Consider the following 25,316-nt stretch of genomic DNA (forward strand, 5'->3'; position numbering starts at 1 on the left):
CCAAACATCGGCACACTGTTGAGTTCTCAAAGGACAACCACACACGAATCCCCCGACCGTTACCGGCCGATCGCTTCGCGGTGATCCCCACCCTAGCACCCGTCCGAGAGACGGAGCGCCTGGGGGGCGAAGTTCCTAGCTTAGTTGTTCGCCGGCCCCGGGGACAACCCCTGACCTTGCGATGACCAGAACTCTACACACGCCGGAAACCTGCCCCGCAGCGGGGGGTGGATCACCGCGTCGTCGCTGGTCACGCCTGGTGCCCGGCCCGGCGGCCGGGGAAACCACCCGTCAGGCGCCCACGAGTTCCACGCCGGCGGCGTTGCGCTTGCCCCGGCGCAGCACCATCCAGCGGCCGTGGAGCAGGTCGGCGTCGGCCGGCTCCCAGTCGTCGGCCTCGATCTTGGTGTTGTTCACGTAGGCCCCGCCCTCCGCCACCGTCCGGCGTGCGGCGCCCCGGCTCGCGGACAAGCCGCTGCCGACGAGCAGGTCGACGATCGTCGGGCGCTCCGAGCGCGTCGCGGTGAAGGAGGGGATCTCGGCGATCGCGGCCGCGAGCGTCCCGGGGTCGAGGGCGGCGAGCTCGCCCCGGCCGAACAGCGCCCGGCTGGCCGCCTCAGCGCGTTCGACCTCGTCCTCCCCGTGCACCAGGGCCGTCACCGACCGCGCCAGGGCCCGCTGGGCCTCCCGCGCCTGGGGCTTCTCCTCCGTGAGCCGCTCCAGCTCGAGGATCTCCTCGTGCGACAGCCAGGTGAAGGCGCGCAGGTAGGTGCCCACCATCGCGTCCTCGGCCTGGATCCAGAACTGGTAGAAGGCGTACGGGCTCGTGAGCTCCCGGTCGAGCCACACCGTGCCGCTCTCGGTCTTCCCGAACTTGGTGCCGTCGGCCTTGGTGATCAGCGGGGTGCCGAGGGCGTGCAGGGAGCGTCCCTCGACGCGGTGGACGAGGTCGGTGCCGGCGGTGAGGTTGCCCCACTGGTCGCTCCCGCCGGTCTGCAACGTGCAGCCGTAACGGCGGTAGAGCTCGAGGAAGTCGTAGGACTGCAGCAGCTGGTAGGAGAACTCGGCGTAGCTGATGCCCTCCTCGGACTCCATGCGCCGGCTCACCGCCTCCTTGCCCAGCATCCGGCCGACGCGGAAGTGCTTGCCGACGTCGCGCAGGAAGTCCAGGGCCGAGAGCCCCTCGGTCCAGTCGAGGTTGTTGACCAGCAGCGCGGCGTTCTCCCCCGAGGAGAACTCGAGGAACGGCCGGAGCTGGGCGCCGAGCTTCTCGACCCAGCCGGCGACGACGTCGCGGTCGTTGAGCGTGCGCTCCGAGGTCGGCTTGGGGTCGCCGATCAGTCCGGTCGCGCCGCCCACCAGCGCGATCGGCCGGTGGCCCGCCTGCTGGAAGCGGGCGAGCGTGAGCCACTGCAGCAGGTGCCCGATGTGCGCGCTGGGCGCCGTGGGGTCGATCCCCGAGTAGAGCGTGACCATCCCCGCGTCGAGGTCCCGGCGCAGCGCGTCGAGGTCGGTGCTCTGGGCGATGAGGCCCCGCCAGGCGAGGTCGTCGAGGACGTGCGGTGCGGTCACGCGTCCAGTCTGCCGAATCGGCTCACCAGTCCGGACCGTCGGCCCGGGCCCGGCCCGCCTTGTACGGCGACACCGCGGGCGACCCGGCCACCCACCACCGCCACGGGCGCTGCTGGCCGGCGGCGACCCCCACGCGGGGCCCGGTCCGGACGTCGGCGTCGGGTACCGGCTCCCCCGCCTCGAGCCGGACCGGCGACGTCGCGGACAGCACGTCGACGCCGTTGTGCTCGCGGTCGAGCCCGAGCAGCGTGCAGAGCCGGGCCGGGCCCCGGGCGAGCTCGGCGTCGCGGCCGCGGGCCGTCGGGCGACGAGCGTGCGCCGCGCCCAGGTCGGAGACCACCTCCCCGGCCCGCAGCAGCACCGCGCCGGAGGCCCCGTCCTCGAGACACGTGACGTTGGCGCAGAAGTGCATGCCGTAGACGAAGTAGACGTAGAGGTGGCCGGCGGGACCCCACATGACGGCGTTGCGGGCGGTCCGGCCGCGGTAGGAGTGCGAGCCCGGATCGTCGGCACCGCGGTACGCCTCGACCTCGACCAGCCGCACCCGGACCTCGCCCTCGGGGGTGTCGGCGGCGATGACGCACCCGAGCAGCCGGCGCGCGGCCTCGAGGACGTCGCCGGCGAGGTCGGCGGCGGGGAGCAGGGTCATCACCGCCATCCTCGCAGTCAGCGCCCGGTCCCCGGACGCGCGAGGTAGTCGACGGCCCGGACCGGCTGGGCCTCGTCGTAGCCGACGGGCAGGTGCACGCGGCCCGCCGTCGTCCGGAAGTAGACCTCCCAGGCGTGGAAGCCCAGGTAGGCGCGCTCGTCGGCCTGCATCACCGCCGCGTAGGCGCGCACCGCGTCCACGTACCGGCCGTCGTCGTTGTATCGCCGCAGCGCCCGGTCCAGACCGGCGTCGGTGGCCCCGCCGTTGGCGCGCAGGTAGTTGGCCGCGCCGAGCACCGCGTCGCGCGGGTCGGCGACGTCGCCGCCGAGCCCGTAGCTCGCCCAGGTGCTGGGCATGAACTGCATCGGGCCCTGGGCGCCGGCCTCGGAGTGCGACGCGATCCGGCCCATCCGCGACTCGACGAGGTTCACCGCCGCCAGCACCGTCCACGGCACGCCGAACCGTTGCTGGGCCTCGGCGTAGACCGCCCGCAGCTGGTCGGGCGGCAGGGGCGCGACGATCCGCCAGGCCGGGAGCATGTCGCCGGGCCCGCGCCGGGACATGGACAGCAGCTCCCGGCCGGCGCCGACGATCCGGTCGGTGACGGCCGCCCCGTCCGCCGGCATCGCGGCGAGCACGGGCGCGAGCCGCTCGGGGCGGAAGGCGAGCTCCTCGTAGCCGACCTGCGCGGTCCGCGCAGCCGCGGCGACCTCACCCGGGGGTCGGGCGGGGTCGGCGACGGTCCGCTGCGCGGTGTCGAGAACAGCGGCGAGCGCGACGGGATCCTCGGGGACGGACGGTCCGCGGGGGCCGACGGCGTCCGCGAACGCCGGTGGGGCGGGCTGGACCGGCGGACCCGGGGGCGGCCCCGGCGGCGGGTTCCCGGCGCAGCCCGCGACGAGCGCGACCACGACGACGGCCACCGCCGCCCACGTCCCCGCTCGCACGACGACGAGCCTAGGCACCGGTGATCGACGGGGAGTCACGGACACTCAACGTCTGCGGTGCCACTCCGCTGACACCACCCGGTCGGTGATCGACGTCCCGATACGGACGCTCAGCGTCTGCGATGGCACTTCGCTGACGGTCCCCTCAGCGGCGCTCGATCGAGCGGCCGGCCCAGGCGTGGGCCTCGATGGCCGCGCCGAAGATGCGGTCGAGCTGCTCGGCCACGCGCTTCGGGGCGGTGCCGCCGTGGGCGTCGCGGGACGCCAGCGACCCCGCGACGGTGAGCACCGCCCGCACGTCCGGGGTCAGGGCCGGGTCGCAGGCGGCGAGCTCGTCGTCGGTGAGCTCGTCGAGCCCCACGCCCCGCTCCTCGGCCGCGCGCACGCAGGCCCCCGCCGCCGCGTGCGCCCGCCGGAACGGGACGCCCTGGCGCACCAGCCACTCCGCGAGGTCGGTCGCCAGCGTGAAGCCCGCCGGGGCGAGCTCGGCGAGCCGGTCGGTGTGGAACGTCAGCGTCTTGACCATGCCCGCCATGGCCGGGAGCACCATCGCGAGCTGGGCCGCCGAGTCGAAGAGCGGCTCCTTGTCCTCCTGCAGGTCGCGGTTGTACGCGAGCGGGAGGGCCTTGAGCGTGGTCATCAGCCCGGACAGGTTGCCGACGAGCCGGCCCGCCTTGCCGCGCGCCAGCTCCGCGACGTCCGGGTTCTTCTTCTGCGGCATGATCGACGAGCCGGTCGACCAGGCGTCCGCCAGCGTCACGTAGCCGAACTCGGCGGTCGCCCAGAGGATCACCTCCTCGGCGATCCGGGAGAGGTCGACCGCGATCTGGGCCAGCACGTACGCGCCCTCGGCGGCGAGGTCGCGCGAGGCCGTGCCGTCGATGGAGTTGTCGACGGCGTCGACGAAGCCGAGGTCGTGGGCCACCGCGGCCGGGTCGAGGCCCAGCGACGTCCCGGCGAGCGCCCCCGACCCGTAGGGCGAGTACGCCAGCCGCCGGTCGAGGTCGCGGCAGCGCCCGACGTCGCGCAGCAGGGCCTGGGCGTGGGCGCCGAGGTGGTGGGCGAGCAGCACCGGCTGGGCGTGCTGCAGGTGCGTGCGCCCCGGCATCGCGGCCTCGGGGTGCGCGCGGGCCTGGATGAGCAGCGCGTCGACGACGCCCGCCACGCCCCGCACGACCGACCGCAAGGTGTCCCGCAGCCACATCCGCAGCTGCGTGGCGATCTGGTCGTTGCGGGAGCGCCCGGCGCGCAGCCGCCCGCCGAGGTCCTCCCCCACCCGCTCGATGAGCCCGCGCTCGAGGGCGGTGTGGACGTCCTCGTCCTCGGGCGCGGGCCCGAACGCTCCCGACGCGACGTCGTCGGCGAGGCGCCCCAGCCCCTCGAGCATGCCCTCGAGCTGCTCGTCGGTGAGCAGCCCGGCGCCGTGCAGCACGCGGGCGTGGGCGCGGGAGCCGGCGATGTCGTAGGGCGCGAGCACCCAGTCGAACTGCGTCGACTTCGACAGCGCTGCCATCACCGCGTCCGGTCCCGAGGAGAACCGGCCGCCCCAGAGGGCCGAGCCTTCGGGCATTACTGCTGGTCCCTCTTGGCGGCGATCTTGGAGGGCAGGCCCCAGAGCTGCACGAAGCCCTTGGCCAGCGACTGGTCGAACAGGTCGCCCTCGTCGTAGGTGGCGAGGTTGAAGTCGTAGAGCGACTGGGCGCTGCGCCGGCCCGTGGGCACGGCGCGGCCGCCGTGCAGCGTCATCCGGACCTCGCCGGTGACGTGCTCCTGGGTGGAGTCGACGAACGCGTCGAGGCTGCGGCGCAGCGGCGAGAACCACAGGCCGTCGTAGACCAGCTCGCCCCAGCGCTGCTCGACCTGGCGCTTGAACCGGGCCTGCTCGCGCTCGACGGTGACGTTCTCCAGCTCCTGGTGCGCGGTGATCAGCGCGATCGCGCCCGGCGCCTCGTAGACCTCGCGGCTCTTGATGCCGACCAGGCGGTCCTCGACCATGTCCAGCCGCCCGATGCCCTGGGCGCCGGCGCGCTGGTTGAGCTGCTCGATGGCCTGCAGCACCGAGACCTTCTGGCCGTCGAGCGTCACCGGCACGCCGGCCTCGAAGCCGACCACGACCTCGTCGGCGTCGCGGGGCTCGGCCGGGTTCGCGGTGTAGGAGTAGACGTCCTCGATCGGGCCGTTCCAGATGTCCTCGAGGAAGCCGGTCTCGACCGCGCGGCCCCACACGTTCTGGTCGATCGAGTACGGCGAGCGCTTGTTGACGTCGATGGGCAGCGAGCGCTCCTCGGCCCACGCGATCGCCTTCTCGCGGGTCCAGGCGAAGTCGCGGACCGGGGCGATGACGTCGAGGTCGGGGGCGAGCGCGCCGACGCCGACCTCGAAGCGGACCTGGTCGTTGCCCTTGCCGGTGCAACCGTGGGCGACGGTGGTCGCGCCGTGGGCGCGGGCGGCCTCGGCGAGGTGCTTGACGATCAGCGGCCGCGACAGCGCCGAGACCAGTGGGTAGCGGTCCATGTAGAGCGCGTTGGCGCGCAGCGCCGGCAGGCAGTAGCCCTCCGCGAACTCGTCGCGGGCGTCGGCGACGGCCGCCTCGACCGCGCCGCAGTCCAGGGCCCGCTTGCGGATGACCTCGAGGTCCTCCCCGCCCTGCCCCACGTCGACGGCGACGGCCACGACCTCGCGGCCGGTCTCCTCGGCGATCCAGCCGATGGCGACCGAGGTGTCCAGACCCCCGGAGTACGCCAGCACGATGCGCTCGCTCACTGCTCTTCCTCTTCCTTCTCGTGTGCGGAGGACGACCGCGCCGTCGTCCTGGTGCCCAGGGCCCGCAGGCGGGCTGCGAGCCCGGCCCCGTCGAGGGGCTCGCGGGCGACGACGAGCACCGTGTCGTCGCCGGCGATGGTGCCGACCACCTCGGCGAGCGCGGCCCGGTCCAGCGAGCTGGCCAGGTAGTGCGCGCCCCCGGGCGGGGTGCGCAGGACCGCGAGGTTGCCGGAGTGGTCCGCGGAGACCAGCAGCTCGGCGAGCAGCCTCGACAGTCTGTCGGTGCCGCCGGTGACGCCGCGCACCGGGCTGCCGTCGTCGGGGACGACGTAGCGCCCGACGCCGCCGTCGACGCCGCGCAGCTTGACCGCGCCGAGCTCGTCGAGGTCGCGCGACAGCGTGGCCTGGGTGACCTCGACGCCGTCGGCGGCCAGCAGCGCGGCCAGCTCGGACTGGCTGTGCACCGCCCGGTCGGTCAGCAGCGCGACGATCCGGGCCTGCCGGGCCGCACGGCTGGTGACGCCCTTCGCCGTCTCCGTCACGAGTGCTCCAGCAGCCACGTCAGCACCGCCTTCTGGGCGTGCAGGCGGTTGCCGGCCTCGTCCCACACCGCCGACGCGGGCCCGTCGATCACCTCGGCGGTGATCTCGTCGCCGCGGTGCGCGGGCAGGCAGTGCAGCACCGTCGCGCCCGGACGGGCCCGCGCGACCGCGGCGTCGTCGAGCCGGAACGGCACGAGGACCGACCGGTCGCGGCCGTCGGACTCCTGGCCCATCGAGGTCCAGGTGTCGGTGACGAGCACGTCGGCGCCCTCGGCGGCGGCCGGGTCGTCGGTGACCTCCACCGAGCCGCCGGTCAGGCCCGCCCGCTCCCGGGCGGCGGCCACGACCGCCGGCTCGGGCGTGAAGCCGGTCGGGCTCGCGACCCGCACGTGCATCCCGGCCGTGGCGCCGCCGAGCAGCAGCGAGTGGGCCATGTTGTTGGCGCCGTCGCCGAGGTAGGTCAGCACCAGGCCCGCGGTGCGGCCGTGGTGCTCGACGATCGTCTGCAGGTCGGCGAGCACCTGGCACGGGTGGAAGCCGTCGGTCAGTGCGTTGACCACCGGCACCGACGCGTACGCGGCCATCTCCTGGATGCGCGCGTCGTCGCCGGTGCGCCAGACGATCGCGTCGACGTAGCGCGAGAGCACGCGCGCGGTGTCGGCGATCGTCTCGCCGCGCCCGAGCTGGGCGTCCCGCCCGTCGATCATCACCGGGGTACCGCCCAGGGCGGCCACCCCGACCTCGAACGACACGCGCGTGCGGGTGGAGCTCTTGTCGAAGATGACGGCCACGGCCCGCGGCCCGGCCAGCGGCCGCTGCCCGAACGGGTCGGCCTTCATCGTCGCCGCGAGCTCGAGCACCTCGGCCTGCTCGGCCGGCGCGAGGTCGTCGTCGCGCAGCAGGTGCCGCACGGTCGTGCCCACCGTGGCGGTCACGAGCCGGCCGCCTCGGCCGCCGCGGCCCCCTGGTCGAGGACGTCGGGCAGCGCGGCGAGGAAGCCGTCGACCTGCTCGTCGGTCACCACGACCGGCGGCGCGAGCCGCACGCGCTCGGGGACCGCGTTGTTGATGAGGTAGCCGGACTCGCGGGCCGCGGCGGCGACCTGCGTGGAGACCGGCTCGCGCAGCGCGATGCCGATGAGGATGCCGACGGCGTCGACGTGGTCGACCAGGCCGTGCCCCAGGCCCTCGACGCGGGCGGCGACGTCGCGACCCAGCGCGGTGGCGCGGTCGAGGTAGCCCTCGCCGGCGATGGTGTCGAGCACGGCCAGGGCGGCCGCGCAGCACACGGGGTTGCCGCCGAACGTCGTGCCGTGCTGCCCGGGACCGAGCAGGTCACCGGCCGCGCCCACCCCGATGCAGGCCCCGATCGGCAGCCCGCCGCCGAGGCCCTTGGCCAGGGTGACGACGTCGGGGACCACGTCGGTGCGCTGGTGGGCGAACCACCGCCCGGTGCGCCCGACCCCGGTCTGCACCTCGTCGAGCACCAGCAGGGCGCCGCGCTCGGTGGTGACGTCGCGGGCGGCGCGCAGGTAGCCGTCGGCCGGGACGATGACGCCGGCCTCGCCCTGCATCGGCTCGAGGAACACCGCGGCCGTGTCGTCGTCGACGGCCGCGCGCAGGGCCTCGACGTCGCCGTAGGGCACGAACTCCACGCCGGGCACGAGCGGCTCGAACGGCGTGCGCTTGGCCGGCTGCCCGGTCAGCGAGAGCGCACCCATCGTCCGGCCGTGGAAGGCGTTCTCGGCGGCCACGACCTTGGTGCGCCCGGTCCGCCGGGTGATCTTGAACGCGGCCTCGTTGGCCTCGGCGCCGGAGTTGCAGAACAGCACCCGTCCCGCGTGGCCGAGCAGGTCCAGCAGGCGCTCGGCGAGCTCGACGGTCAGCGGGTTGATGACGAGGTTCGACGTGTGGCCCAGGGTCGCGACCTGCCGGGACACGGCTTCCACGACCGCCGGGTGGGCGTGGCCGAGCAGGTTCACCGCGATGCCGCCGAGCAGGTCGAGGTACTCGCGCCCGTCGGCGTCCCACACCCGGGCGCCCTCGCCGCGCACGAGGCTGATCGGCGGGGTGCCGTAGTTGTCCATGAGGGAGGCGCTCCAGCGGCGGCGGAGGTCCTCACCCGAGAGCGTGGCCGTCATCCGTCATGCCTCCTTCCCGTCGGCGGGGACGACCATCGTCCCCACCCCTGCGCTCGTGAACACCTCGAGCAGCACCGAGTGCGCCACCCGACCGTCGATGACGTGGGCGCGCGGCACGCCGCCCTGGACCGCCCGCAGGCAGGCCTCCATCTTCGGGATCATGCCGCTGGACAGGGACGGCAGGAGCGCGGCGAGCTCGACGTCGTCGATCTGCGAGCGCAGGCTCGTGCGGTCCGGCCAGTCGGTGTAGAGCCCCTCGACATCGGTGAGGACGACGAGCTTGCGCGCGCCCAGCGCCTCGGCGAGCGCCGCGGCCGCGGTGTCGGCGTTGACGTTGTGCACGACGCCGTCGACGTCGGGGGCGACCGTCGAGACGACGGGGATGCGCCCGCCCGCGACGAGGTCGAGCACGGCGGCCGGGTTGACGTCGACGACGTCGCCGACCAGGCCGACGTCGACCTGCTCGCCGTCGACGGTGGCGGTGCGGCGCGCGGCGGTGAACAGCCGCGCGTCCTCGCCCGAGAGGCCGACGGCGTACGGCCCGTGCGCGTTGATGAGCCCGACGAGCTCGCGGCCCACCTGGCCGACCAGCACCATCCGGACGACGTCCATCGTCTCGGGGGTGGTGACGCGCAGGCCGCCGCGGAACTCGCCCTCCATGCCGAGCCGGCCGAGCATGCTCGTGATCTGCGGGCCGCCGCCGTGCACGACGACCGGGCGGATGCCCGCGAGGCGCAGGAACACCATGTCCTCGGCGAACGCGCGGCGCAGGCCCTCGTCGGTCATGGCGTTGCCGCCGTACTTGACCACGACCACCGCACCCTGGAAGCGCTGCAGCCAGGGCAGCGCCTCGGCCAGGACGCCGGCCTTGGCCGCGGCGGACTGGTAGTGGTCGGGGACGTCGGGCGGGACCGGGATGGAGGTCTCGGTGGTGCTCACGTGGAATACGCGCTGTTCTCTTCGACGTAGGCGTGCGACAGGTCGGTGGTCAGGACGGTGGCCCGCCCGCCGCCGAGGCCGAGGTCGACGTCGACGGTGATCTCGGGGCCGGAGAGGTCGGCCTTCGACCGGTCCCCCACCGCCGTGGCCGCCGCGCAGAGCAGCACGCCGTTGACGGTCACCGACAGGCTCTGCGGGTCGACCTGCGCCTCGCTCGCCCCGACCGCCGCGGCGATCCGGCCCCAGTTCGGGTCGGAGCCGAACAGCGCGGTCTTGACCAGGCTGTCCCGGGCGATCGCGCGGGCGCCGACGAGGGCGTCGTGGTCGTCGCGGGCGCTGGTCACGGTCACCGCGATCCGCTTGGTGACGCCCTCGGCGTCGGCCTGCAGGCCCCGCGCGAGCTCGGCGCAGACCTCGGTGACGACCTCGGTGAACGCGGCCGGATCGGCCTCGACGCCGGAGGCGCCGGACGCGAGGAGCAGCACGGTGTCGTTGGTGCTGGTGGAGCCGTCGATGTCGAGGCGGTCGAACGTCATCGCCGTCGCGGCGCGCAGGGCGGAGTCGGCGGTGGCCGCGTCCACGACCGCGTCGGTGGTGACGACGACCAGCATCGTCGCGAGGCTCGGGGCCATCATCCCGGCGCCCTTGGCGAAGCCGCCGACGGTCCAGCCGTGGCGGCTCGCCGCGGCCTCCTTGGCAACGGTGTCGGTGGTGAGCACCGCCGTCGCGGCGCGCGTGCCGGCGTCCTCGCCGTCGGCGAGCTCGGCGGCGGCGGCGTCGACGCCCTCGAGGAGGGCGTCCATCGGCAGGCGCTCGCCGATCAGACCCGTGGAGCAGACCGCGACCTCGATCGCGCCGCAGCCCAGGACCTCCGCGACGTGCTCGGCGGTGCGGTGGGTGTCGCCGAAGCCGTCGGGACCCGTGCAGGCGTTGGCGCCGCCGGCGTTGAGGACGACCGCGCGCAGGTCGTGCTCCCGGAGCACCTGCTGCGACCACAGCACCGGCGCGGCCTTGACCTGGTTGCGGGTGAAGACGCCGGCCGCGACCTGCGTGGGGCCGTCGTTGACGACGAGGGCGACGTCGGGGCGGTCGCCGTGGGCGCGCAGACCCGCCCGGACGCCGGCGGCGCGGAAGCCCTGCGGGGCGGTGACGCTCACGGCGCGAGGCCCGTGGTCGGGAGGCCGAGGGTCTCCTCGAGGCCGAGGGCGAGGTTGACCGACTGGAACGCGCCGCCGGCGGTGCCCTTGGTCAGGTTGTCGATGACGGCGGTGACCACGAGCCGACCGGCATCGGGGTCGACCGCGACCTGGATCTGCACGCTGTTGGAGCCGACCACCGACTTGGTCTGCGGCTGGACGCCCGCGGGCAGCAGGTGCACGAACGGCTCGGCGTCGTAGGCCTTGGCGTAGGCCTCGCGGACCTGGTCCTCGGTGATGTCCTCGTCGGCGAGCGGAGCGCTCGCGACGGCGAGGATGCCGCGGGGCATCGGCGCGAGGACCGGCGTGAACGACACCCGCACCGGCTGCGGGCTCACCGTGCTGAGGTTCTGCACGATCTCCGGCGTGTGCCGGTGCCCGCCGCCGACGCCGTACGCCGTAGCCGAGCCCATCACCTCGGCGCCGAGGAGGTGCGGCTTGGCGGCCTTGCCCGCCCCGGACGTGCCGGAGAAGGCGACGATGCTGACGTCGTTCTGCACCAGCCCGGCGGCCACCGCGGGGAACGCGGCCAGGGTGCTGGCCGTCGGGTAGCAGCCGGGGACGGCGATGCGCCGGCTGCCGGCGAGCCGCTCGCGGGCGCCGGGCAGCTCGGGCAGGCCGTAGGGCCAGGCGCCGGCGTGCTCGCCGCCGTACCAGCGCTGCCAGGCGGCCGGGTCGGTGAGCCGGTGATCGGCGCCGCAGTCGACGACGAGGACATCGTCCGGCAGCTGGGCCGCGAGCTCGGCCGAGCGCCCGTGGGGCAGGGCGAGGAACACGACGTCGTGCCCCGCGAGCTGCTCCGGGGTGGTCGCGGCGATCGTGCGCTCGGCGAGGGACGGGAGGTGGGGCTGGTGGGCCCCCAGCGCGGTGCCCGCGGACTCCCCGGCCGTCACCGCCCCGATCTCGACCTCGGGGTGGGCCAGCGCGAGCCGCAGCACTTCACCCCCGACGTACCCACTGGCTCCGGCCACGGCGACGCGCATGCGAATGAGTATGCAGGTCTTCGGAAAGCCATGCAAACGGGATGGTCTCCCCCGGGCCCAGGGTGCGCCAGCGCCGGCGGAGCTCGCGCAGCTCGGCGACCGCGGTCGCGGCCTGCGCCGCCGTGTAGGGGCTCGGGCCGGTCCGCGTGATGCCCCAGGCGGCGTCGAGCGCGGCCTTCGTCGCCGGCCCGTCGCGGTCGAGCGACTGCGCCAGCACCCCGACGACCGTCTCGGCGAGCCGCAGCTCCTCCGCGTTCGCCCGCCGCACGGCGTCGGAGCGTCGCCGGCGGTCGTGGCGCGGCGTCCCGTCGACCAGCTCGAGGCTGTCGAACAGCGCCCCGGCGCGGATCGAGCCCCACAGGCCGCGATCGAGGCGCAGGGCGCGCTCGCCGACCAGGTGGACGGCGTCGTGCGGGGCCGTGCCGGTGCGGTCGTACGACCGCAGCCGCCACCGCGTGCCGTCGCCGCGGTCGATCAGCGCCAGCGACCCGCCGTCCGGGCGCTTCGAGAACTCGACGTGCACGCGGCCATGCGATCACGCGGCGACGGCGCGGCGCACCCGACTTGTCCAGCGGTTACTGGCTGGTATCGCTCGCTGAGCGAGCGATACCAGCCAGTAACCCGTGCTCGGGGGTCAGTTCGAGCGGCTGTGGCGGGGCCGGGAGGTCGAGGGGTACGGGGCGCGCGGGCCCTCGGGCCGGTCGTCCGGCCGGTCCTCGAGCGGGAACGACGGGTGCGGCTCGCGGAACGAACCGGTGGAGGGCTCCGCGAGCGGCTCCCCGAGCGGCTCCCCGAACGACAGCGACGGCGTCGGCTCGCGGAACGACGTCGACGGGAACGGCTCCCGGAACGGCGGGAACGACGGGTGCGGCTCGCGCACCGCGGGGAGCTCGCCGGACAGGGCCGCGAGGTGCATCGCCGGGATGCCCTGCGAGTCGGGGTCGCGGCGGCGGGCGTCGTCCGACCCGGCCACCGGCGTCGGCACCACCGGACGGGAGCCGGTCGCGGCCGGGTCGGCGCCCCACGTGGGGGCCGACGTGGGAGCCGACACGGTCGTTGGGGCAGCGGGCTCGACCGGCTCCTCCGCCACGCGCGGCGCGACCGTGGGCGGGGCGTCGGTCTCGGGCACCGGGGCGGCGTCGCGGCGGCCGACGGCGACGAGGTCGCGGCCCAGCAGGCCCGAGACGAGCCAGTCGAGGGCGATGCGCACCGTGCGGTCCGCGGTCGGCATGGCCCACAGGTGGTAGGCCCGGTGCAGCAGGAAGGCGGGCCACCCGGTGAGCCGCAGCGGGCCGATCTGGGCCGCTCCGCGCCGGCGGCCCAGACCGGCCACCGCGCCGGCGTTCTTGTGCCGGTAGCCCTTGAGCAGCCGCCCGGCGAGGAAGGCGTCGACGTTGCGGGCGAGCAGGCGGGCCTGGCGCACGGCGTGCTGGGCGGTGGGCGCGGTGGTCACGGGCTCGCCGTCGCGGGCGACGGGGACGGTCACGTCGGGCACCGCGGCGCAGTCGCCGGCGGTGAACACGTGGGCCCGGTCGCGCACCTGCAGCGTGGTCGCGCAGCGCACCCGGCCGCGCGGGTCGAGCGGCAGGTCGGTGCGCTCGAGCAGCGGGTTCGGCACGGAGCCGGCGGCGACGACGATCGTGTCGGTGGCGAACTCCGGGCCGCCGGCGAGCACGACGTTCCCGCCGTGGGCCGAGGTGATCTTCGCGCCGACGCGGACCTCGATGCCGCGGCGCAGCAGCTGGGCGTGCACGCGGGCGGCCAGCGCCGGCGAGACCTCGGGCATGATCCGCCCGGCCGCCTCGAGGAGCACCCAGCGGACCTCCTCGGCGACGTACGCGGGCTGGTGGCGGGCCGCGCGCCGCGTCATGTCCTCGAGCTCGCCGAGCACCTCGAGGCCGGCGAACCCGCCGCCGGTGACCGTGAAGGTCAGCAGGCGGCGCCGCTCGGTCGGGTCGGTCGTCGACGCGGCCGCGTCGAGGCGGGAGAGCACGTGGTCGCGCAGGGCGAGCGCGTCGGTCACCGAGCGGAACGGCAGCGCGCGGTCGTCCAGCCCGGGGATCGGCAGCCGCCGGGGCGCGGTGCCCGGCGCGACGACGAGGACGTCGTAGGTGATCTCCCGCGTGCCGCCGGACGGCAGGGAGACGACCGCGTGGTGGCGGGCGTCGTCGATCGAGGCGACCGACCCCGTGATGACGTCGCAGCGGCGCAGCACCCGGCGCAGCGGGACCGTGAGGTGCCGCGGCTCGATCGCGCCGGCGGACGCCTCGGGCAGGAAGGGCTGGTAGGTCATGTGGGCCTGCGGGTCCACGACCGTGATCGAGGCGATGCCCTCGGCGTCGCCCGACCCGAGGTGGCGCCCGCCGCGCGTGCCGCCGGGCAGGCGGGCCTGCAGCGCCCGCGCGGCGACCAGGCCGGCGTAGCCGCCGCCGACCACCAGCACGCGCGCGCCCTCGCCGCCGGCGTCCCCGCGGCCCCGCAGCCGCAGGAGGAACACGACGGCGACCACGCACAGGAAGCCGCCGAGGGCCGCGGCGCCCCAGGCCGGCAGCGCGCCGAAGACCCACAGCAGCGCGACGATCACCGGCCCGACGACGAGCAGCGCTCCCCGGCCGACCACGAAGTCCGCGGTCGAGAAGGAGTCGGCACCGTCGTCGGGGAGCGGCGGTTCGGGCGCGCTGGACATGCAGGACTCTCCTCGCTGTCGGGGTCGAGGTGGTCCGGCCCGGGCAGAGGGGGAGCTCCCGGGTCACGGACTGGTCACGGTACGAAGCTCGATCACCACCCGCCGCGCACCTGAGAGGCCGACACGCGCCGAGCCGTCCACCAGCCGCTGCCGCGCGGTCATCGGTCGGGTGATCGCCCGATCGGCCCACTCGGCGCCCGCTCGCCTCTCAGGGACCGCGACGAGCGGTCATCGCGGCAGGCGGGCGTGGGCGCGGGTGACGGCGGCCTCGGTGCGCTCGTCGAGGGGGCGGAACGGCGTGACCTCCAGGCGCCCGCGGGGCACCGCCCACGTCCCGGTCACCCGGCCGCGCTGGACGACCGTGGCGCGGAAGACGCCGTTGCCGCCCGGCACGATCCGGTCGAACTCCTCGGGCGCCATGACGTGCCCGCGCTCGGCGTAGCCCAGGACGAACTCGTCGAACCCCGGCAGCAGGTGCACCCCCAGCGCGCGCCGCCGGCTCGCGGCGAGGCGGTCCGGCACCGCCGGGTCCAGGAGGTGCTCGACGCCGTCGACGTCCATGGTCGCCAGCTCGGGGCGGGCCAGGGCGATGCCGGTGTCGACGTCGGCGGCCGGGATGCCGGTCCAGCGGGCGAAGTCCGCGCGCGAGGCCGGGCCGTGCGAGCGGAAGTAGCGCCGGGCCCACTCCCCCAGCGCCTCGTCCCGCCCGAGCCGCCGGGGCGCCGGGATCCAGCGCTCGACGTCCACGATCTGCTGGCCGCGGTCGACCCCCCGGGTGGTGTCCGGGGAGAACGGCCCGAAGCACAGCACGCCGGTGGAGGCCAGCTCGCCGAGCAGGTGGTAGCCGCGGCCCTTCGCCGGCGCGAGGCCCGCCTCCTCCCACGCCGCGAACAGGGCCTCCCGCGTGGCCGGCACGGTGGCCAGCGCCAGCTCCCGCGCGCGGTCGAGGTCGGCGTCGGTGAGCCCCAGCTCGACGCGCCGCCGCGCCGCCTGGGCGCGCGGGCGGGGCGTGCCCAGCGGCAGCATCCATCCGAGGTCCGCCGCGGGGACGACGTGCAGGGTGCCGCGCATCGGCCAGCTGCGGACGACCTCGCCCGCGTCGAAGGCCGCGACGACCTTGTCGCGGGAGCGCGCGGCCGTCCGCAGCGCCAGCGACACGAGCGCACCGGGGAGATCCTGGGCCTGGGCGGCGCCGAGGTGCTCCACCACCTCCCGGACGGACCCGACGGGGTCGACGAGCCCCAGCGACACCAGCCGCAGGAGCCCGACCTCGGAGACCCGCGCGCTGCTCACGCGCCCAGATGCTGCCGGAACCAGTCGACGGCGTGCGCGTCGACCTCGGCCGCGTGCGGGGTCTGGGGGGCCGGCTCGAGACCCGGCTCCTCGGCGAGCGCGTGGCCCATGCCCTCGACGACCACGAGGTCCGCCGGCCCGGCCGCGCCGGCCACGAGCTCCCGCGCGGGCTCGAGGAAGGCCGAGGGCTCGTCCTGCGCCCCGACGACGAGCAGCGTCGGCGTCGTCCCGAGCTCGCCGACCCGGGCGACGTAGTCCATGCGGTCGGCGACGGCGTCGGACTTCGGGCCCCACGCGTAGTCGACCCCGAAGAGCTTCCCGAGCGTCGTCACCACCGGCCGCAGCTGGACCAGCGGGCTGACGCCGACCAGGGCCGCGACGTCGTCCCGCCGCGTGGCGACCTCGAGCGCGACGCCGGCCCCCGCCGACCCACCGAGGAGACCCAGCGGCCCGCGGGCGCCGAAGCGCTCGCGCAGCACGGCGAGGGCTGCGTCGAACTCGTCGGCGGCCTCGGCGTTGACCGGACCGTGCATCAGCCCGACCGCGTCCTCGTACCCCAGCGCCATGAGCTCGTCCATGCCGCCCGCGGGCAGCCGCGCCCCCATGCGGGGCAGGCCGAGGTAGACCCGCCAGGCGTCGAGCCCGGTGAGCGGCACCGCCGCGGCGAACGCCGCCTCGCTGCGTGGCGCGTCCATGAGGTGCCAGCCGACGACGACGGGCGTGTCGGCGCGGGGTCCGCCCTCCGGCGGAACAGCGAGGAACGGCACGCCGGCGGCGGTCCCGGACTCGGTCATGAGGAGCTCCCAGCACTCGAACTGTACGGTGTCCAGCATACTGGACGGTGTACAGTACGTCCATGGTCAGGACCCCCGGACAGCGTGCCGGGCTCAGCCGCGACGCGGTCCTCGCCGCGGCCCGCGAGGTGTTCGCCGAGCGCGGAACGGCGGGGCTGTCGATGCGCGCGGTCGCCGCGCAGCTCGGGGTCGCACCCAACGCGCTCTACAGCCACGTGGCGGACAAGACGGCCCTGGTCGACGCCCTGCTCGACGACCGGCTCGGTGCGCTGACACCCCCGCCGGCCGACGCCGAGCCGCTCGCCGGCCTCCGCGACGTCATGCTCGCGACCTTCGACCTGCTGGGCCGCCACGCCGACCTCGTCCCCCTCTACCTGGCCCGCCAGGGCGCGCGCGGGGAGAACGCCCGGGCCTTGGGCGCGGCGATGACGGTGCTGCTGGCCCGCCGGGGCGTCACCGGCGACGACGCGGGCCTCGTCGTGCGGGCGCTGATCGTGCACACGCTGGGCTACGCGGCCCTGGCCACGGCCGAGGCGCCCCTGGACCCGCCGCGGCTCCGCGCCGAGCTCGAGGTCACGCTCGGCTGGCTGCTGACGGGCGCGACGGCCCCTACCTAGCCGGGACCGGCAGGGAGGGGTCACACTGCTACGCTACGGTTGCGTAGCGTTCTGCCGGGACCCGAGGAGTCGCCCGTGAAGCTCTCGTCCGTGCGCGTGGCGACCGACGACGTCGCCACGCTCGCCGCCTTCTACGCCCGCATCACCGGCACCACCCCGGTCGGGGCCTCCGACTACACCGAGCTCGCCACGTCGGGCGCGACGCTGGCGTTGTGCAGCCGCGAGGCCCTGGTGGCGGCCAGTCCCGGCGCCGCCGGGAGCGGACGGGTCGCCGCGGCCCCGACCGACTCGTCGGTCATCCTGGAGTTCGAGGTCGACGACCTCGACGCCGTGCGCGAGCATCTCCGTGACGGCGGTGGCGTGCGGGAGTGGGTGCAGGAGCCGACCGACCAGCCGTGGGGCAATCGATCGATGCTCCTGCGTGACCCGGACGGCAACCTGGTCAACGTCTTCACCCCGATCGCCGGCGCCGACCGGGGCTGGCCGTCACAGGCGCCGAGCGGGGGTTGAGTCGCGGGGAGGGCCGTGGTCGAGGGGGTGGAGTCCGCGGTCGGGCTCGACAGGCGCGTGGCGCGGTCGAAGGACGCCGTCCTCTCGGCGACCTACGAGCTCATGCTCGAGGGTGGCCTCGGTGGGGTCAGCGTCGACGAGGTCTCCCGTCGGTGCGGGGTGGCCAAGACGACGATCTACCGGCACTGGCCCTCGCGCGCCGCGCTGGTGCTCGACGCCTGCTCGCAGATGGGCGTCGCGGCCCCGCAGCCCGACACCGGCAGCCTGGCCGACGACCTCCGGATCCTGGTCGAGGGCCTGGTCGCCGAGCTCGGTGCGCCGGGCTGGGCGTCCGTCCTGCCCTCGGTCATCGATGCCGCCGAGCGGGATCCCGACATCGCGCGCGCCCATGCGTCGCTGCACCGGACCCTGATGGCGCCCTTCGTCGAGGCCGTCGAGCGGGCTCGGCAGCGCGGCGAGGTCGCGGCCGCTGACGAACCGGCCGACGTGGTCGCGCTGCTGGTCGGGCCGCTGTTCTATCGCCGCTGGTTCTCCCGCGAACCCCTCGACGCGTCGTTCGTCGAGACGGTGCTCTCGGGCATGCCCGGGCGCCGCCCGCGGGACACGCCCTAGCGCAGCCGGGCCCCGTGACGCTCGGCCGCGGTGGCGACGGCCGCGTCGCGCCGGGCTGATGCCTCCTCGAGGGTCAGCGTCCGGTCGGGCGCGCGCAGGCGCAGGGCGAACGCGAGCGAGCGGTTGCCCTCCCCCACCTGCGGGCCGGTGTAGACGTCGAAGAGCCGTACGTCCTCGACGCGGTCGCCGCCGCCGTCGCGCAGGGCGGTGACCACCGACGCGGCCGGCACGTCCTCGGCGAGCACGAGCGCGACGTCGAGCAGCACGGGCGGGAACGACGACACCGCGGGCGCGGGCCGGTCCTCGGCGAGCGGGAGCCGGTCGAGCTCGAGCTCCATCGCGCACGTCCGCGCCGGCAGCCCGAGGGCCTCGAGGACCTTCGGGTGCAGCTCGCCGGCGTGGCCGACGAGGGTGTCGCCGAGGGTCAGCGCGGCGCAGCGGCCCGGGTGCCAGGGCGCGTGGCGGTCGCTGGTGACCGTCAGCTCGGCGCCGTACACGCGGCCGACGAGCCGGGCGGCCTCGACGGCGTCGGCCCAGTCGGCGGGACGGCCGGGCCCCCACCAGCCCGCGCGCTCCCACGCGCCGGCGAGGACGGCGCCGACGCGCAGCGGCTGGCGTGGCAGGCCCCCGAGGACGGTCTGGACCGCGGCGTCGTCCGGGCGGTGGTCGACCGGCAGCAGCGGCGCCTCGGGCGGGGCGTCCGGACCCGGGCGCACGACCTGGCCGACCTGGTAGAGCGCGAGGTCGCGCAGGCCGCGCGACACGTTGCGGACGACGGCGTCCAGCAGGCCCGGCAGCAGCGTCGTCGCCATCAGCGAGCGGTCGGCGTCGAGCGGGTTGGCCAGGCGCAGGGCGTTCCGGCGGTCGTCGTCGGCGTCGAGCCCGAACGCGTCGAACACCGACGGCGCGATGAACGGCGAGGGCAGCACCTCGTCGTACCCGGCGTCGGCGAGCGCCCGGGACACCTGGCGGCGGCGGCGCTGGGCCAGCGTCAGCCCGGTGCCCGGGCGGCCGGCCGGCAGCTGCGACGGGATGCCCGCGTAGCCCTCGAGGCGCAGGACCTCCTCGACGAGGTCGGCCGGGCGGGTCAGGTCGGGTCGCCACGTGGGCGGCACGGCGCGCAGGCCGGCGCCGCCGCCGTCGCCGGGGTCGGCGCCCGCGACCTCCACCGAGCAGCCGATCTGGCTCAGCCGCCGCACCACCGCGCCGCGCTCGTAGCGGGTGCCCGCGACGCGGTCGGGCAGGTCGAGGGCCATGACGACCGGCTCCGGCGCGGGCACGCCACCCTCGTCGGTGACGCCCGGGCTCACGGTCGCGCCGCCGTAGTGGGCGAGCAGCCACGCCGCGCGGTCGGTGGCGGCGCGGGCGACGCCCGGGTCGACCTCGCGCTCGAAGCGCCGCGCGGCCTCGCTGGGCAGGCGGTGGCGCCGCGCGGCCCGGGCGACCGACGGCGCGTCCCAGGTGGCCGCCTCGAGCAGGACGTCCGACGTGCCCGGGCCGACCTCGGTGCTCGCGCCGCCCATGACACCGGCGAGGCCGATGGGCCCGGACTCGTCGGCGACCACGACGTCGTCGGGGTCGAGCGCGCGCTGGGCGTCGTCGAGCGTCGTGATCTTCTCGTCCTGGGTGGCCCGCCGGACGACGATGTCGCCGCGCACGGTGGCGGCGTCGTAGGCGTGCATCGGCTGACCGAGCTCGAGCATCACGTAGTTGGTGACGTCGACGGCCAGCGAGATCGGGCGCACGCCGCAGAGCAGCAGCCGACGGCGCAGCCACCACGGCGACGGCGCGGTGGGGTCGAGGTCGGTCACGCGGCGGGCGACGAAGCGCCGACACTGGGACGACGGGTCCAGGCGCACCGGCCAGGCCTCGCCCTCCTGCTCGGGCAGGTCGCGCCCCACCAGCGCGGGGTCGCCGTAGGGCAGGTCGAGCGCGCACGCGAGCTCGCGCGCCAGCCCGCGCACCGAGAGGCAGTAGCCGCGGTCGGGCGTGACGGCGATGTCCAGCACCGCGTCGCCGAGCCCGAGCAGCGCCGCGGCGTCGTCGCCGGGGCCGGCGGTGCCGGGCGGCAGCACGAGGATGCCGCTGTGGTCGTCGCCGAGGCCCAGCTCGTCGAGCGCGCAGATCATGCCGTCGGAGACGTGGCCGTAGGTCTTCCGCGCGGCGATCGCGAAGTCGCCGGGCAGCACCGCCCCGGGCAGGGCCACGACGACGAGGTCGCCCTCGGCGAAGTTGGTCGCGCCGCAGACGATGCCGCGGGTGCCGGAGTCCTCGTTGTGCGCGGATCCGACATCGACCCGGCAGTAGCGGATCGGCTTCTTGTACTCCGTCAGCTCCTCGACCGACGCGACGCGGCCGACCACGAGCGGGCCGGTCGACGCCGGGATCGGCACGACGTCCTCGACCTCGAGCCCGACCCGGATGAGGGCCTCGCCGACGGCGTCGGCGGACAGGGCCTGCTCCGCCGGCAGGTCGACGTGCTCGAGGAGCCACGAGACGGGGACGCGCACGGACGGGCCTTCCTTCTGCTGATCAGGTGGTGGTCGCGGTGCCGCTAGGGCTCAGCCAAGATCACGGTTCAACGGCGAACGCCGAGGTGAACCGCACGTCGCCCTCGACCATGTCGCGCATGTCGGGCAGCCCGTTGCGGAACATCAGCGTGCGCTCCAGGCCCATCCCGAAGGCGAACCCGGAGTAGACGTCCGGGTCGACGCCGCAGGCGCGCAGGACGTTGGGGTCGACCATGCCGCAGCCGCCCCACTCGACCCAGCCCGCGCCGCCCCGCTTCTGCGGGAACCACACGTCGGGCTCGGCCGACGGCTCGGTGAACGGGAAGTACGACGGCCGCAGCCGGATCGCCGACTCCGCGCCGAACATCGCCTGCGCGAAGGCGTCGAGCGTGCCCTTGAGGTGGGCCATCGTCAGGCCCTTGTCGACGGCCAGGCCCTCGATCTGGTGGAACACCGGCGTGTGCGTCGCGTCGAGCTCGTCGGTGCGGAACGTCCGCCCGGGGCAGACGACGTACACCGGCAGGTCGCGCTCGAGCAGGGCCCGGATCTGCACCGGTGAGGTGTGGGTGCGCAGCACCTGGCGGGCCGCGGCGGGCTCGACGTGGAACGTGTCCTGCATGGTGCGCGCCGGGTGGTCGGGCAGGAAGTTCAGCGCGTCGAAGTTGAACCACTCCGACTCGACCTCGGGGCCCTCGGCCACCTCGTAGCCCATGCCGACGAAGATGTCGGCGATCCGCTCGGAGAGCTGGGTGAGCGGGTGCCGGCTGCCGCGCGGGTGCCGGTCGCCGGGCAGGGTGACGTCGACGGCCTCCTCGGCGAGCACCCGCTCGTCGCGCTCCGCGGAGAGCACCGCGTGGCGCTCGTCGTACGCGGTCTGGATGGCCTGCCGCACCTCGTTGACCCGCTTGCCGGACTCCGACCGCGCCTGCGGGGGCAGCGCCCCGATCTCGCGCCGCGCCGTGAGCACCGGCGAGCGGTCGCCGAGGTGGGCGGGCTTGAGCGCGGTGAGCGCCTCCAGCGTGGTCGCCCCGCCGAACGCCGCGCTCGCGTCGGCGCGCGCGGCGTCGAGCGTCTCGGGGTCGAGCGCCGCGACCTGCTTGGGGTCGTAGAGGTCGTTGGTGCCGGACATCGAGGTCGTCTCGCTCCTGCTGCTCTCGGGTGCCGGCCGATCCTATCGGAGCAGGTCGAGCGCGCCGCCGACCTGCACCCGGCTCAGGGCTCCGCGCGCCCCTCGTCGAGGGCCGCCAACCGGGCGCGCACCGTCTCGCCGATCGCGGCCAGCGCCTCCAGCTCGGCGGCCGTGAGGTGGTCGACGACGGCCTCGCGGACGTCGGCGACGTGCTGCGGGGCCGCGGCCTCGATGAGGTCCCGGCCGCGCGGGGTGAGGGTCACGATCGCCCCGCGCTGGTCGGTCGGGCACCGGTCGCGGGTCACCAGGCCGCGCCGCTCCATGCGGCCGAGGTGCTGCGAGAGGCGGCCCTTCTCCCAGCCCAGGTACCGGCCCAGCACGAACGGCCGCACGCACCCGTCCGGCGTCTCCGAGAGGTGGGCCAGCACCTCGTAGTCCGCGCCCGACAGCCCGCAGCGGGTCCGCAGGCGGCGGTCGAGGAACTCCGCGAGGTCGACCTGCATCGCCATGAGGCCGCGCCAGGCCCGCGCCTCGCGCTCGTCCAGCCACCGCGGCTCGCCCACGGGGACAGCCTAAGGCTGGTTGACGTGTGAACCAACGGCGCCTAGCTTTTGGTTCACACGTAAACCAATGATTCGAGGAGGCCGCCGTGAAGATCGCGACGATCGGGCGGGGCAACATCGGGGGCGGGCTTGCCCGCCTGTGGCGCGAGGCGGGCCACGACGTCGACGAGCTGGGACGCGACGGCGGCGACGTCTCGGACGCGGACGTCGTGCTCGTGGCGGTGCCCGGCGACCAGATCTCGCCGGCGCTGGGCAAGGTCACCGGCCTGGCCGGGAAGATCGCGATCGACGCCACCAACGTCTTCGGGGAGCGGGCGGGCGGGTTCCCGTCGAACGCCGAGGAGGTCGCGTCGTTCACCGGCGGGCCGGTGGCGAAGAGCTTCAACGCGAACTTCGCGAGCCTGTTCGACCGGGCGCGCGAGCAGCGGGTGCGGCCGAGCAACTGGTACGTCGCCGACGACGGCGCCGTCGAGGTCACCGAGCAGCTGATCCGCGACGCGGGCTACGACCCCGTGCGCGTGGGGGACCTGTCCCGTGCGCGCGACCTCGAGGGCGCCGTCTGGCTGCTGCTCGAGGCCCAGCCCCCCGGCGGCACCTTCTACCGCGTCGCTGTGCCGGGCGAGCTCTGAGGGCCGGTCAGCGCTGGGCGCGGGCCGAGGCGTACAGGCACACCGCGGCCGCCGTCGCGAGGTTGAGGCTCTCGGCACGGCCGTGGATGGGGACCCGCACGCGGTGGTCGGCCGCGGCGGCCGCCGCGGCGTCCAGCCCGTGGGCCTCGCTGCCGAACAGCCAGGCGGTGGGCCGGGCGAGCAGCGCGTCGGCGCCGGCGTCGAGGACGGTCTCGCCGTCGCCGGCGGCCGCCAGCACCACCAGGCCGCGGGCCCGCACCCGGGCCAACACGTCGTCGACGTCGCCGGCGACCGCCAGCGGGAGGTGGAAGAGGCTCCCCATCGTGGCCCGGACGCACTTGCCGTTGTGCGGGTCGACGGGCTGGTTCCGGCTGTCGCCGACCAGCACGACGGCGTCGGCGCCGGCGGCGTCGCTGGTGCGGATGACCGTGCCGGCGTTGCCGGGGTCGGCGACGCCGGCGAGCACCGTCACCAGGCGCGGGTCGGTGCCCAGCGCGGTGTCGAGGTCGACCGTGACGGTCGAGCACACGGCGGCGACGCCCTGCGGGGTGACGGTGTCCGACAGCCCGGCCGCGGCCTTCTCGGTGACACGGGCGACGCGGATCCCGAGCGACGTCGCCCGTTCCTCCAGCGTGGGGTCCCGGTCGGCGACGGCGTCGGTGAGGAAGAGGTCGTGCACCCGGCCGGGACCCTCCCCGGCCCAGGTCAGGGCCTCGTGCACCGGCCGGACCCCCTCGACGAGGAAGCGCCCGGCCTCCGAACGCGCCGCGCGCCGCAGCAGCTTGCGGGCTGCGGCGACGCGCGGCGTGCGCTCGGTGAGGACTGCGGTCAGGCCGCGTCCTCGTCCTTGCCGGCAGCGTTCTTGTCCGACGGGACCGCCGCCCGGGCGACCTCGACCAGCGCCGTGAACGCGGCCGGGTCGGAGACGGCGATCTCCGCGAGGTTCTTGCGGTCGACCTCGACGCCGGCGAGCTTCAGGCCCTGCATGAACCGGTTGTAGGTCATGTCGTTGGAGCGCGCCGCCGCGTTGATGCGCGTGATCCACAGCTGCCGGAAGTCGCCCTTGCGCTGCTTGCGGTCGCGGTAGGCGTAGGTCAGCGAGTGGAGCGTCTGCTCCTTGGCCTTGCGGTAGAGCCGGGAGCGCTGGCCGCGGTAGCCGCTCGCCATCTCCAGGGTGGTGCGCCGCTTCTTCTGCGCGTTGACCGCGCGCTTCACGCGTGCCACGTGGTCCTGCCTTCGATCTGATCAGGGAGCGGAAGGGATCCGTCCGGGGTGGGTCGGCGGGGTGGGGGTGGTGCTCAGACCCCGCCGAGCAGGCGCTTGACGCGCTGGGTGTCCTGCGGGGCGACCTCGGTGTTCCCGGAGAGCGCGCGGGTCTTGTGGCTGGACTTCTTCTCCAGCAGGTGGCGCTTGCCCGCCTTCTCGCGCAGCAGCTTGCCCGTGCCGGTCACCTTGATGCGCTTCTTGGTGCCGCTGTGGCTCTTGTGCTTCGGCATGTCCTGTTCCTGTGCTCCTCGAGCGGAGGCGTGCTCCGGAGTGACGTCCGCACCGTCTCTCGCGAGGACGGTACGGACGCCCGGGTGTCCGGCCGCCGCCCACCCCGCGAGGTGGGCGCGGCCGGTCGTGCTGCTGTCAGCCCGCGGGCTCGGGGGCCGGCTCGGGGGCGTCCTGCGGGGCGTCCTGGTTGGCGCGCGGCGCCTTCTGCGGCTTCTTGTTCGGCGCCAGGACCATCGTCATGTTGCGGCCGTCCTGCTTCGGCGTGGCCTCGACGTAGCCCAGCTCACCGACGTCCTCGGCGAGGCGCTGCAGCAGGCGGAAGCCCAGCTCCGGGCGCGACTGCTCGCGACCGCGGAACATGATCGTGACCTTGACCTTGTGACCCTGCCCGAGGAAGCGGGTCACGTGACCCTTCTTCGTCTCGTAGTCGTGCGGGTCGATCTTCGGCCGGAGCTTCTGCTCCTTGATCACCGTCTGCTGCTGGTTGCGCCGCGACTCGCGGGCCTTCTGCGCGCTCTCGTACTTGAACTTGCCGTAGTCCATGAGCTTGCAGACCGGCGGGCGGGCCTGGGCGGCCACCTCGACCAGGTCGAGGTCGGCCTCGCGGGCCAGGCGCAGGGCGTCCTCGATCCGGACGATCCCCACCTGCTCCCCGTTGGGGCCGACCAGTCGCACCTCGGGAACGCGGATGCGCTCGTTGATGCGGGTCTCTGTGGTAATGAGCTCTCCTCGGGTCGTCACACTG

The 25,316-nt window shown here is 75.2% G+C and carries 26 protein-coding genes; 4 read left to right on the forward strand and 22 right to left on the reverse strand.

The window, feature by feature from the left end; translation table 11 throughout:
* Positions 1 to 291: 291 nt before the first annotated feature.
* The 15 genes from tyrS to ABD994_RS23700 all read right to left on the reverse strand — a co-directional run bounded on the left by tyrS (position 292) and on the right by ABD994_RS23700 (position 16,543).
* A complete protein-coding gene (gene tyrS, locus ABD994_RS23630; protein WP_345421134.1) occupies positions 292 to 1,572 on the reverse strand; it encodes a tyrosine--tRNA ligase in 1,281 nt (426 codons plus the stop codon).
* A 22-nt stretch (positions 1,573 to 1,594) separates the two neighbouring features.
* On the reverse strand, positions 1,595 to 2,221 hold the full coding sequence (locus ABD994_RS23635) for a DNA-3-methyladenine glycosylase (RefSeq protein ID WP_345421136.1): 627 nt from the start codon (positions 2,219 to 2,221) through the stop codon (positions 1,595 to 1,597).
* Between the two features lie 17 nt (positions 2,222 to 2,238).
* A complete protein-coding gene (locus ABD994_RS23640) occupies positions 2,239 to 3,168 on the reverse strand; it encodes a lytic transglycosylase domain-containing protein (protein ID WP_345421139.1) in 930 nt (309 codons plus the stop codon).
* A gap of 145 nt (positions 3,169 to 3,313) precedes the next feature.
* Positions 3,314 to 4,738, reverse strand: coding sequence for an argininosuccinate lyase (gene argH, locus ABD994_RS23645; protein ID WP_345421142.1), 1,425 nt, complete (start codon positions 4,736 to 4,738; stop codon positions 3,314 to 3,316).
* Complete coding sequence (locus ABD994_RS23650; RefSeq protein WP_345421145.1) at positions 4,738 to 5,931, reverse strand: argininosuccinate synthase; 1,194 nt, start codon at positions 5,929 to 5,931, stop codon at positions 4,738 to 4,740. Before ABD994_RS23650 ends, argH begins: the two co-directional genes overlap by 1 nt.
* A complete protein-coding gene (locus ABD994_RS23655; protein WP_345421148.1) occupies positions 5,928 to 6,473 on the reverse strand; it encodes an arginine repressor in 546 nt (181 codons plus the stop codon). Before ABD994_RS23655 ends, ABD994_RS23650 begins: the two co-directional genes overlap by 4 nt.
* On the reverse strand, positions 6,470 to 7,408 hold the full coding sequence (gene argF / locus ABD994_RS23660; RefSeq protein ID WP_345421151.1) for an ornithine carbamoyltransferase: 939 nt from the start codon (positions 7,406 to 7,408) through the stop codon (positions 6,470 to 6,472). The genes ABD994_RS23655 and argF overlap by 4 nt, the downstream gene beginning before the upstream one ends.
* Positions 7,405 to 8,613: an acetylornithine transaminase gene (locus ABD994_RS23665; RefSeq protein WP_345421154.1), complete on the reverse strand. Its 1,209-nt coding sequence runs from the start codon at positions 8,611 to 8,613 to the stop codon at positions 7,405 to 7,407. The genes argF and ABD994_RS23665 overlap by 4 nt, the downstream gene beginning before the upstream one ends.
* A 3-nt stretch (positions 8,614 to 8,616) precedes the next feature.
* Entirely contained in the window at positions 8,617 to 9,531 is a 915-nt protein-coding gene (argB, locus tag ABD994_RS23670; protein WP_345421292.1) for an acetylglutamate kinase, read from the reverse strand.
* A 17-nt stretch (positions 9,532 to 9,548) separates the two neighbouring features.
* The gene (gene argJ, locus ABD994_RS23675) at positions 9,549 to 10,709 is read right to left on the reverse strand and encodes a bifunctional glutamate N-acetyltransferase/amino-acid acetyltransferase ArgJ (RefSeq protein WP_345421157.1); all 1,161 of its coding nucleotides are present in this window, start codon (positions 10,707 to 10,709) and stop codon (positions 9,549 to 9,551) included.
* Positions 10,706 to 11,737, reverse strand: a complete 1,032-nt coding sequence (gene argC, locus ABD994_RS23680; RefSeq protein WP_345421295.1) for an N-acetyl-gamma-glutamyl-phosphate reductase — start codon at positions 11,735 to 11,737, stop codon at positions 10,706 to 10,708. The genes argJ and argC overlap by 4 nt, the downstream gene beginning before the upstream one ends.
* Positions 11,688 to 12,254, reverse strand: coding sequence for a hypothetical protein (locus ABD994_RS23685; RefSeq protein WP_345421160.1), 567 nt, complete (start codon positions 12,252 to 12,254; stop codon positions 11,688 to 11,690). Before ABD994_RS23685 ends, argC begins: the two co-directional genes overlap by 50 nt.
* A gap of 111 nt (positions 12,255 to 12,365) precedes the next feature.
* Positions 12,366 to 14,417 (reverse strand): FAD-dependent oxidoreductase, encoded by a 2,052-nt coding sequence (locus tag ABD994_RS23690; RefSeq protein WP_345421163.1) that lies wholly within the window; start codon positions 14,415 to 14,417, stop codon positions 12,366 to 12,368.
* 228 nt (positions 14,418 to 14,645) lie between these two features.
* A complete protein-coding gene (locus tag ABD994_RS23695; protein ID WP_345421166.1) occupies positions 14,646 to 15,710 on the reverse strand; it encodes a winged helix DNA-binding domain-containing protein in 1,065 nt (354 codons plus the stop codon).
* Positions 15,707 to 16,543 carry an alpha/beta hydrolase family protein gene (locus ABD994_RS23700; RefSeq protein ID WP_345421169.1) on the reverse strand — a complete coding sequence of 279 codons (837 nt, stop codon included), beginning with the start codon at positions 16,541 to 16,543 and terminating at the stop codon, positions 15,707 to 15,709. The genes ABD994_RS23695 and ABD994_RS23700 overlap by 4 nt, the downstream gene beginning before the upstream one ends.
* A gap of 23 nt (positions 16,544 to 16,566) precedes the next feature.
* On the opposite strand from ABD994_RS23700, the gene ABD994_RS23705 reads away from it, so the two are divergent.
* From ABD994_RS23705 to ABD994_RS23715, 3 genes are all read left to right on the forward strand, one after another.
* Positions 16,567 to 17,121, forward strand: a complete 555-nt coding sequence (locus ABD994_RS23705) for a TetR/AcrR family transcriptional regulator (protein ID WP_345421172.1) — start codon at positions 16,567 to 16,569, stop codon at positions 17,119 to 17,121.
* Positions 17,122 to 17,196: 75 nt separating this feature from the next.
* Positions 17,197 to 17,631, forward strand: coding sequence for a VOC family protein (locus ABD994_RS23710; protein ID WP_345421175.1), 435 nt, complete (start codon positions 17,197 to 17,199; stop codon positions 17,629 to 17,631).
* A 15-nt stretch (positions 17,632 to 17,646) separates the two neighbouring features.
* Positions 17,647 to 18,243, forward strand: a complete 597-nt coding sequence (locus tag ABD994_RS23715) for a TetR/AcrR family transcriptional regulator (protein WP_345421178.1) — start codon at positions 17,647 to 17,649, stop codon at positions 18,241 to 18,243.
* Here ABD994_RS23715 and pheT read toward each other — a convergent pair.
* The 3 genes from pheT to ABD994_RS23730 all read right to left on the reverse strand — a co-directional run bounded on the left by pheT (position 18,240) and on the right by ABD994_RS23730 (position 22,445).
* Positions 18,240 to 20,753: a phenylalanine--tRNA ligase subunit beta gene (pheT, locus tag ABD994_RS23720; protein WP_345421180.1), complete on the reverse strand. Its 2,514-nt coding sequence runs from the start codon at positions 20,751 to 20,753 to the stop codon at positions 18,240 to 18,242. The two genes, ABD994_RS23715 and pheT, sit on opposite strands and share 4 nt — an antisense overlap.
* Positions 20,754 to 20,814: 61 nt before the next feature.
* On the reverse strand, positions 20,815 to 21,882 hold the full coding sequence (gene pheS / locus ABD994_RS23725) for a phenylalanine--tRNA ligase subunit alpha (RefSeq protein ID WP_345421183.1): 1,068 nt from the start codon (positions 21,880 to 21,882) through the stop codon (positions 20,815 to 20,817).
* An 83-nt stretch (positions 21,883 to 21,965) separates the two neighbouring features.
* Complete coding sequence (locus ABD994_RS23730; RefSeq protein ID WP_345421186.1) at positions 21,966 to 22,445, reverse strand: MarR family winged helix-turn-helix transcriptional regulator; 480 nt, start codon at positions 22,443 to 22,445, stop codon at positions 21,966 to 21,968.
* Between the two features lie 86 nt (positions 22,446 to 22,531).
* On the opposite strand from ABD994_RS23730, the gene ABD994_RS23735 reads away from it, so the two are divergent.
* Entirely contained in the window at positions 22,532 to 23,074 is a 543-nt protein-coding gene (locus ABD994_RS23735; RefSeq protein ID WP_345421189.1) for an NADPH-dependent F420 reductase, read from the forward strand.
* 7 nt (positions 23,075 to 23,081) lie between these two features.
* Here ABD994_RS23735 and ABD994_RS23740 read toward each other — a convergent pair whose 3' ends face one another.
* The 4 genes from ABD994_RS23740 to infC all read right to left on the reverse strand — a co-directional run bounded on the left by ABD994_RS23740 (position 23,082) and on the right by infC (position 25,312).
* Positions 23,082 to 23,906: a TrmH family RNA methyltransferase gene (locus ABD994_RS23740; protein WP_345421298.1), complete on the reverse strand. Its 825-nt coding sequence runs from the start codon at positions 23,904 to 23,906 to the stop codon at positions 23,082 to 23,084.
* Positions 23,903 to 24,298, reverse strand: a complete 396-nt coding sequence (rplT, locus tag ABD994_RS23745) for a 50S ribosomal protein L20 (RefSeq protein WP_345421192.1) — start codon at positions 24,296 to 24,298, stop codon at positions 23,903 to 23,905. The genes ABD994_RS23740 and rplT overlap by 4 nt, the downstream gene beginning before the upstream one ends.
* Before the next feature lie 74 nt (positions 24,299 to 24,372).
* Positions 24,373 to 24,570, reverse strand: coding sequence for a 50S ribosomal protein L35 (gene rpmI / locus ABD994_RS23750; RefSeq protein ID WP_345421195.1), 198 nt, complete (start codon positions 24,568 to 24,570; stop codon positions 24,373 to 24,375).
* 136 nt (positions 24,571 to 24,706) lie between these two features.
* Positions 24,707 to 25,312: a translation initiation factor IF-3 gene (gene infC, locus ABD994_RS23755; protein WP_345421198.1), complete on the reverse strand. Its 606-nt coding sequence runs from the start codon at positions 25,310 to 25,312 to the stop codon at positions 24,707 to 24,709.
* Positions 25,313 to 25,316: the final 4 nt, after the last annotated feature.

The organism is Actinomycetospora chlora (genome assembly GCF_039542135.1).
In the GTDB taxonomy this organism is placed as follows: Bacteria; Actinomycetota; Actinomycetes; order Mycobacteriales; family Pseudonocardiaceae; genus Actinomycetospora; species Actinomycetospora chlora.

Excerpts from the sequence above, each read along its gene's own strand:
- ABD994_RS23635 (WP_345421136.1), bottom strand. The coding sequence starts at position 2,221 with ATGACCCTGCTCCCCGCCGCCGACCTCGCCGGCGACGTCCTCGAGGCC.
- argH (WP_345421142.1), bottom strand. The coding sequence starts at position 4,738 with ATGCCCGAAGGCTCGGCCCTCTGGGGCGGCCGGTTCTCCTCGGGACCG.
- ABD994_RS23665 (WP_345421154.1), bottom strand. The coding sequence starts at position 8,613 with ATGACGGCCACGCTCTCGGGTGAGGACCTCCGCCGCCGCTGGAGCGCC.
- ABD994_RS23690 (WP_345421163.1), bottom strand. The coding sequence starts at position 14,417 with ATGTCCAGCGCGCCCGAACCGCCGCTCCCCGACGACGGTGCCGACTCC.
- ABD994_RS23700 (WP_345421169.1), bottom strand. The coding sequence starts at position 16,543 with ATGCTGGACACCGTACAGTTCGAGTGCTGGGAGCTCCTCATGACCGAG.
- ABD994_RS23705 (WP_345421172.1), top strand. The coding sequence starts at position 16,567 with ATGGTCAGGACCCCCGGACAGCGTGCCGGGCTCAGCCGCGACGCGGTC.
- pheS (WP_345421183.1), bottom strand. The coding sequence starts at position 21,882 with ATGTCCGGCACCAACGACCTCTACGACCCCAAGCAGGTCGCGGCGCTC.
- rpmI (WP_345421195.1), bottom strand. The coding sequence starts at position 24,570 with ATGCCGAAGCACAAGAGCCACAGCGGCACCAAGAAGCGCATCAAGGTG.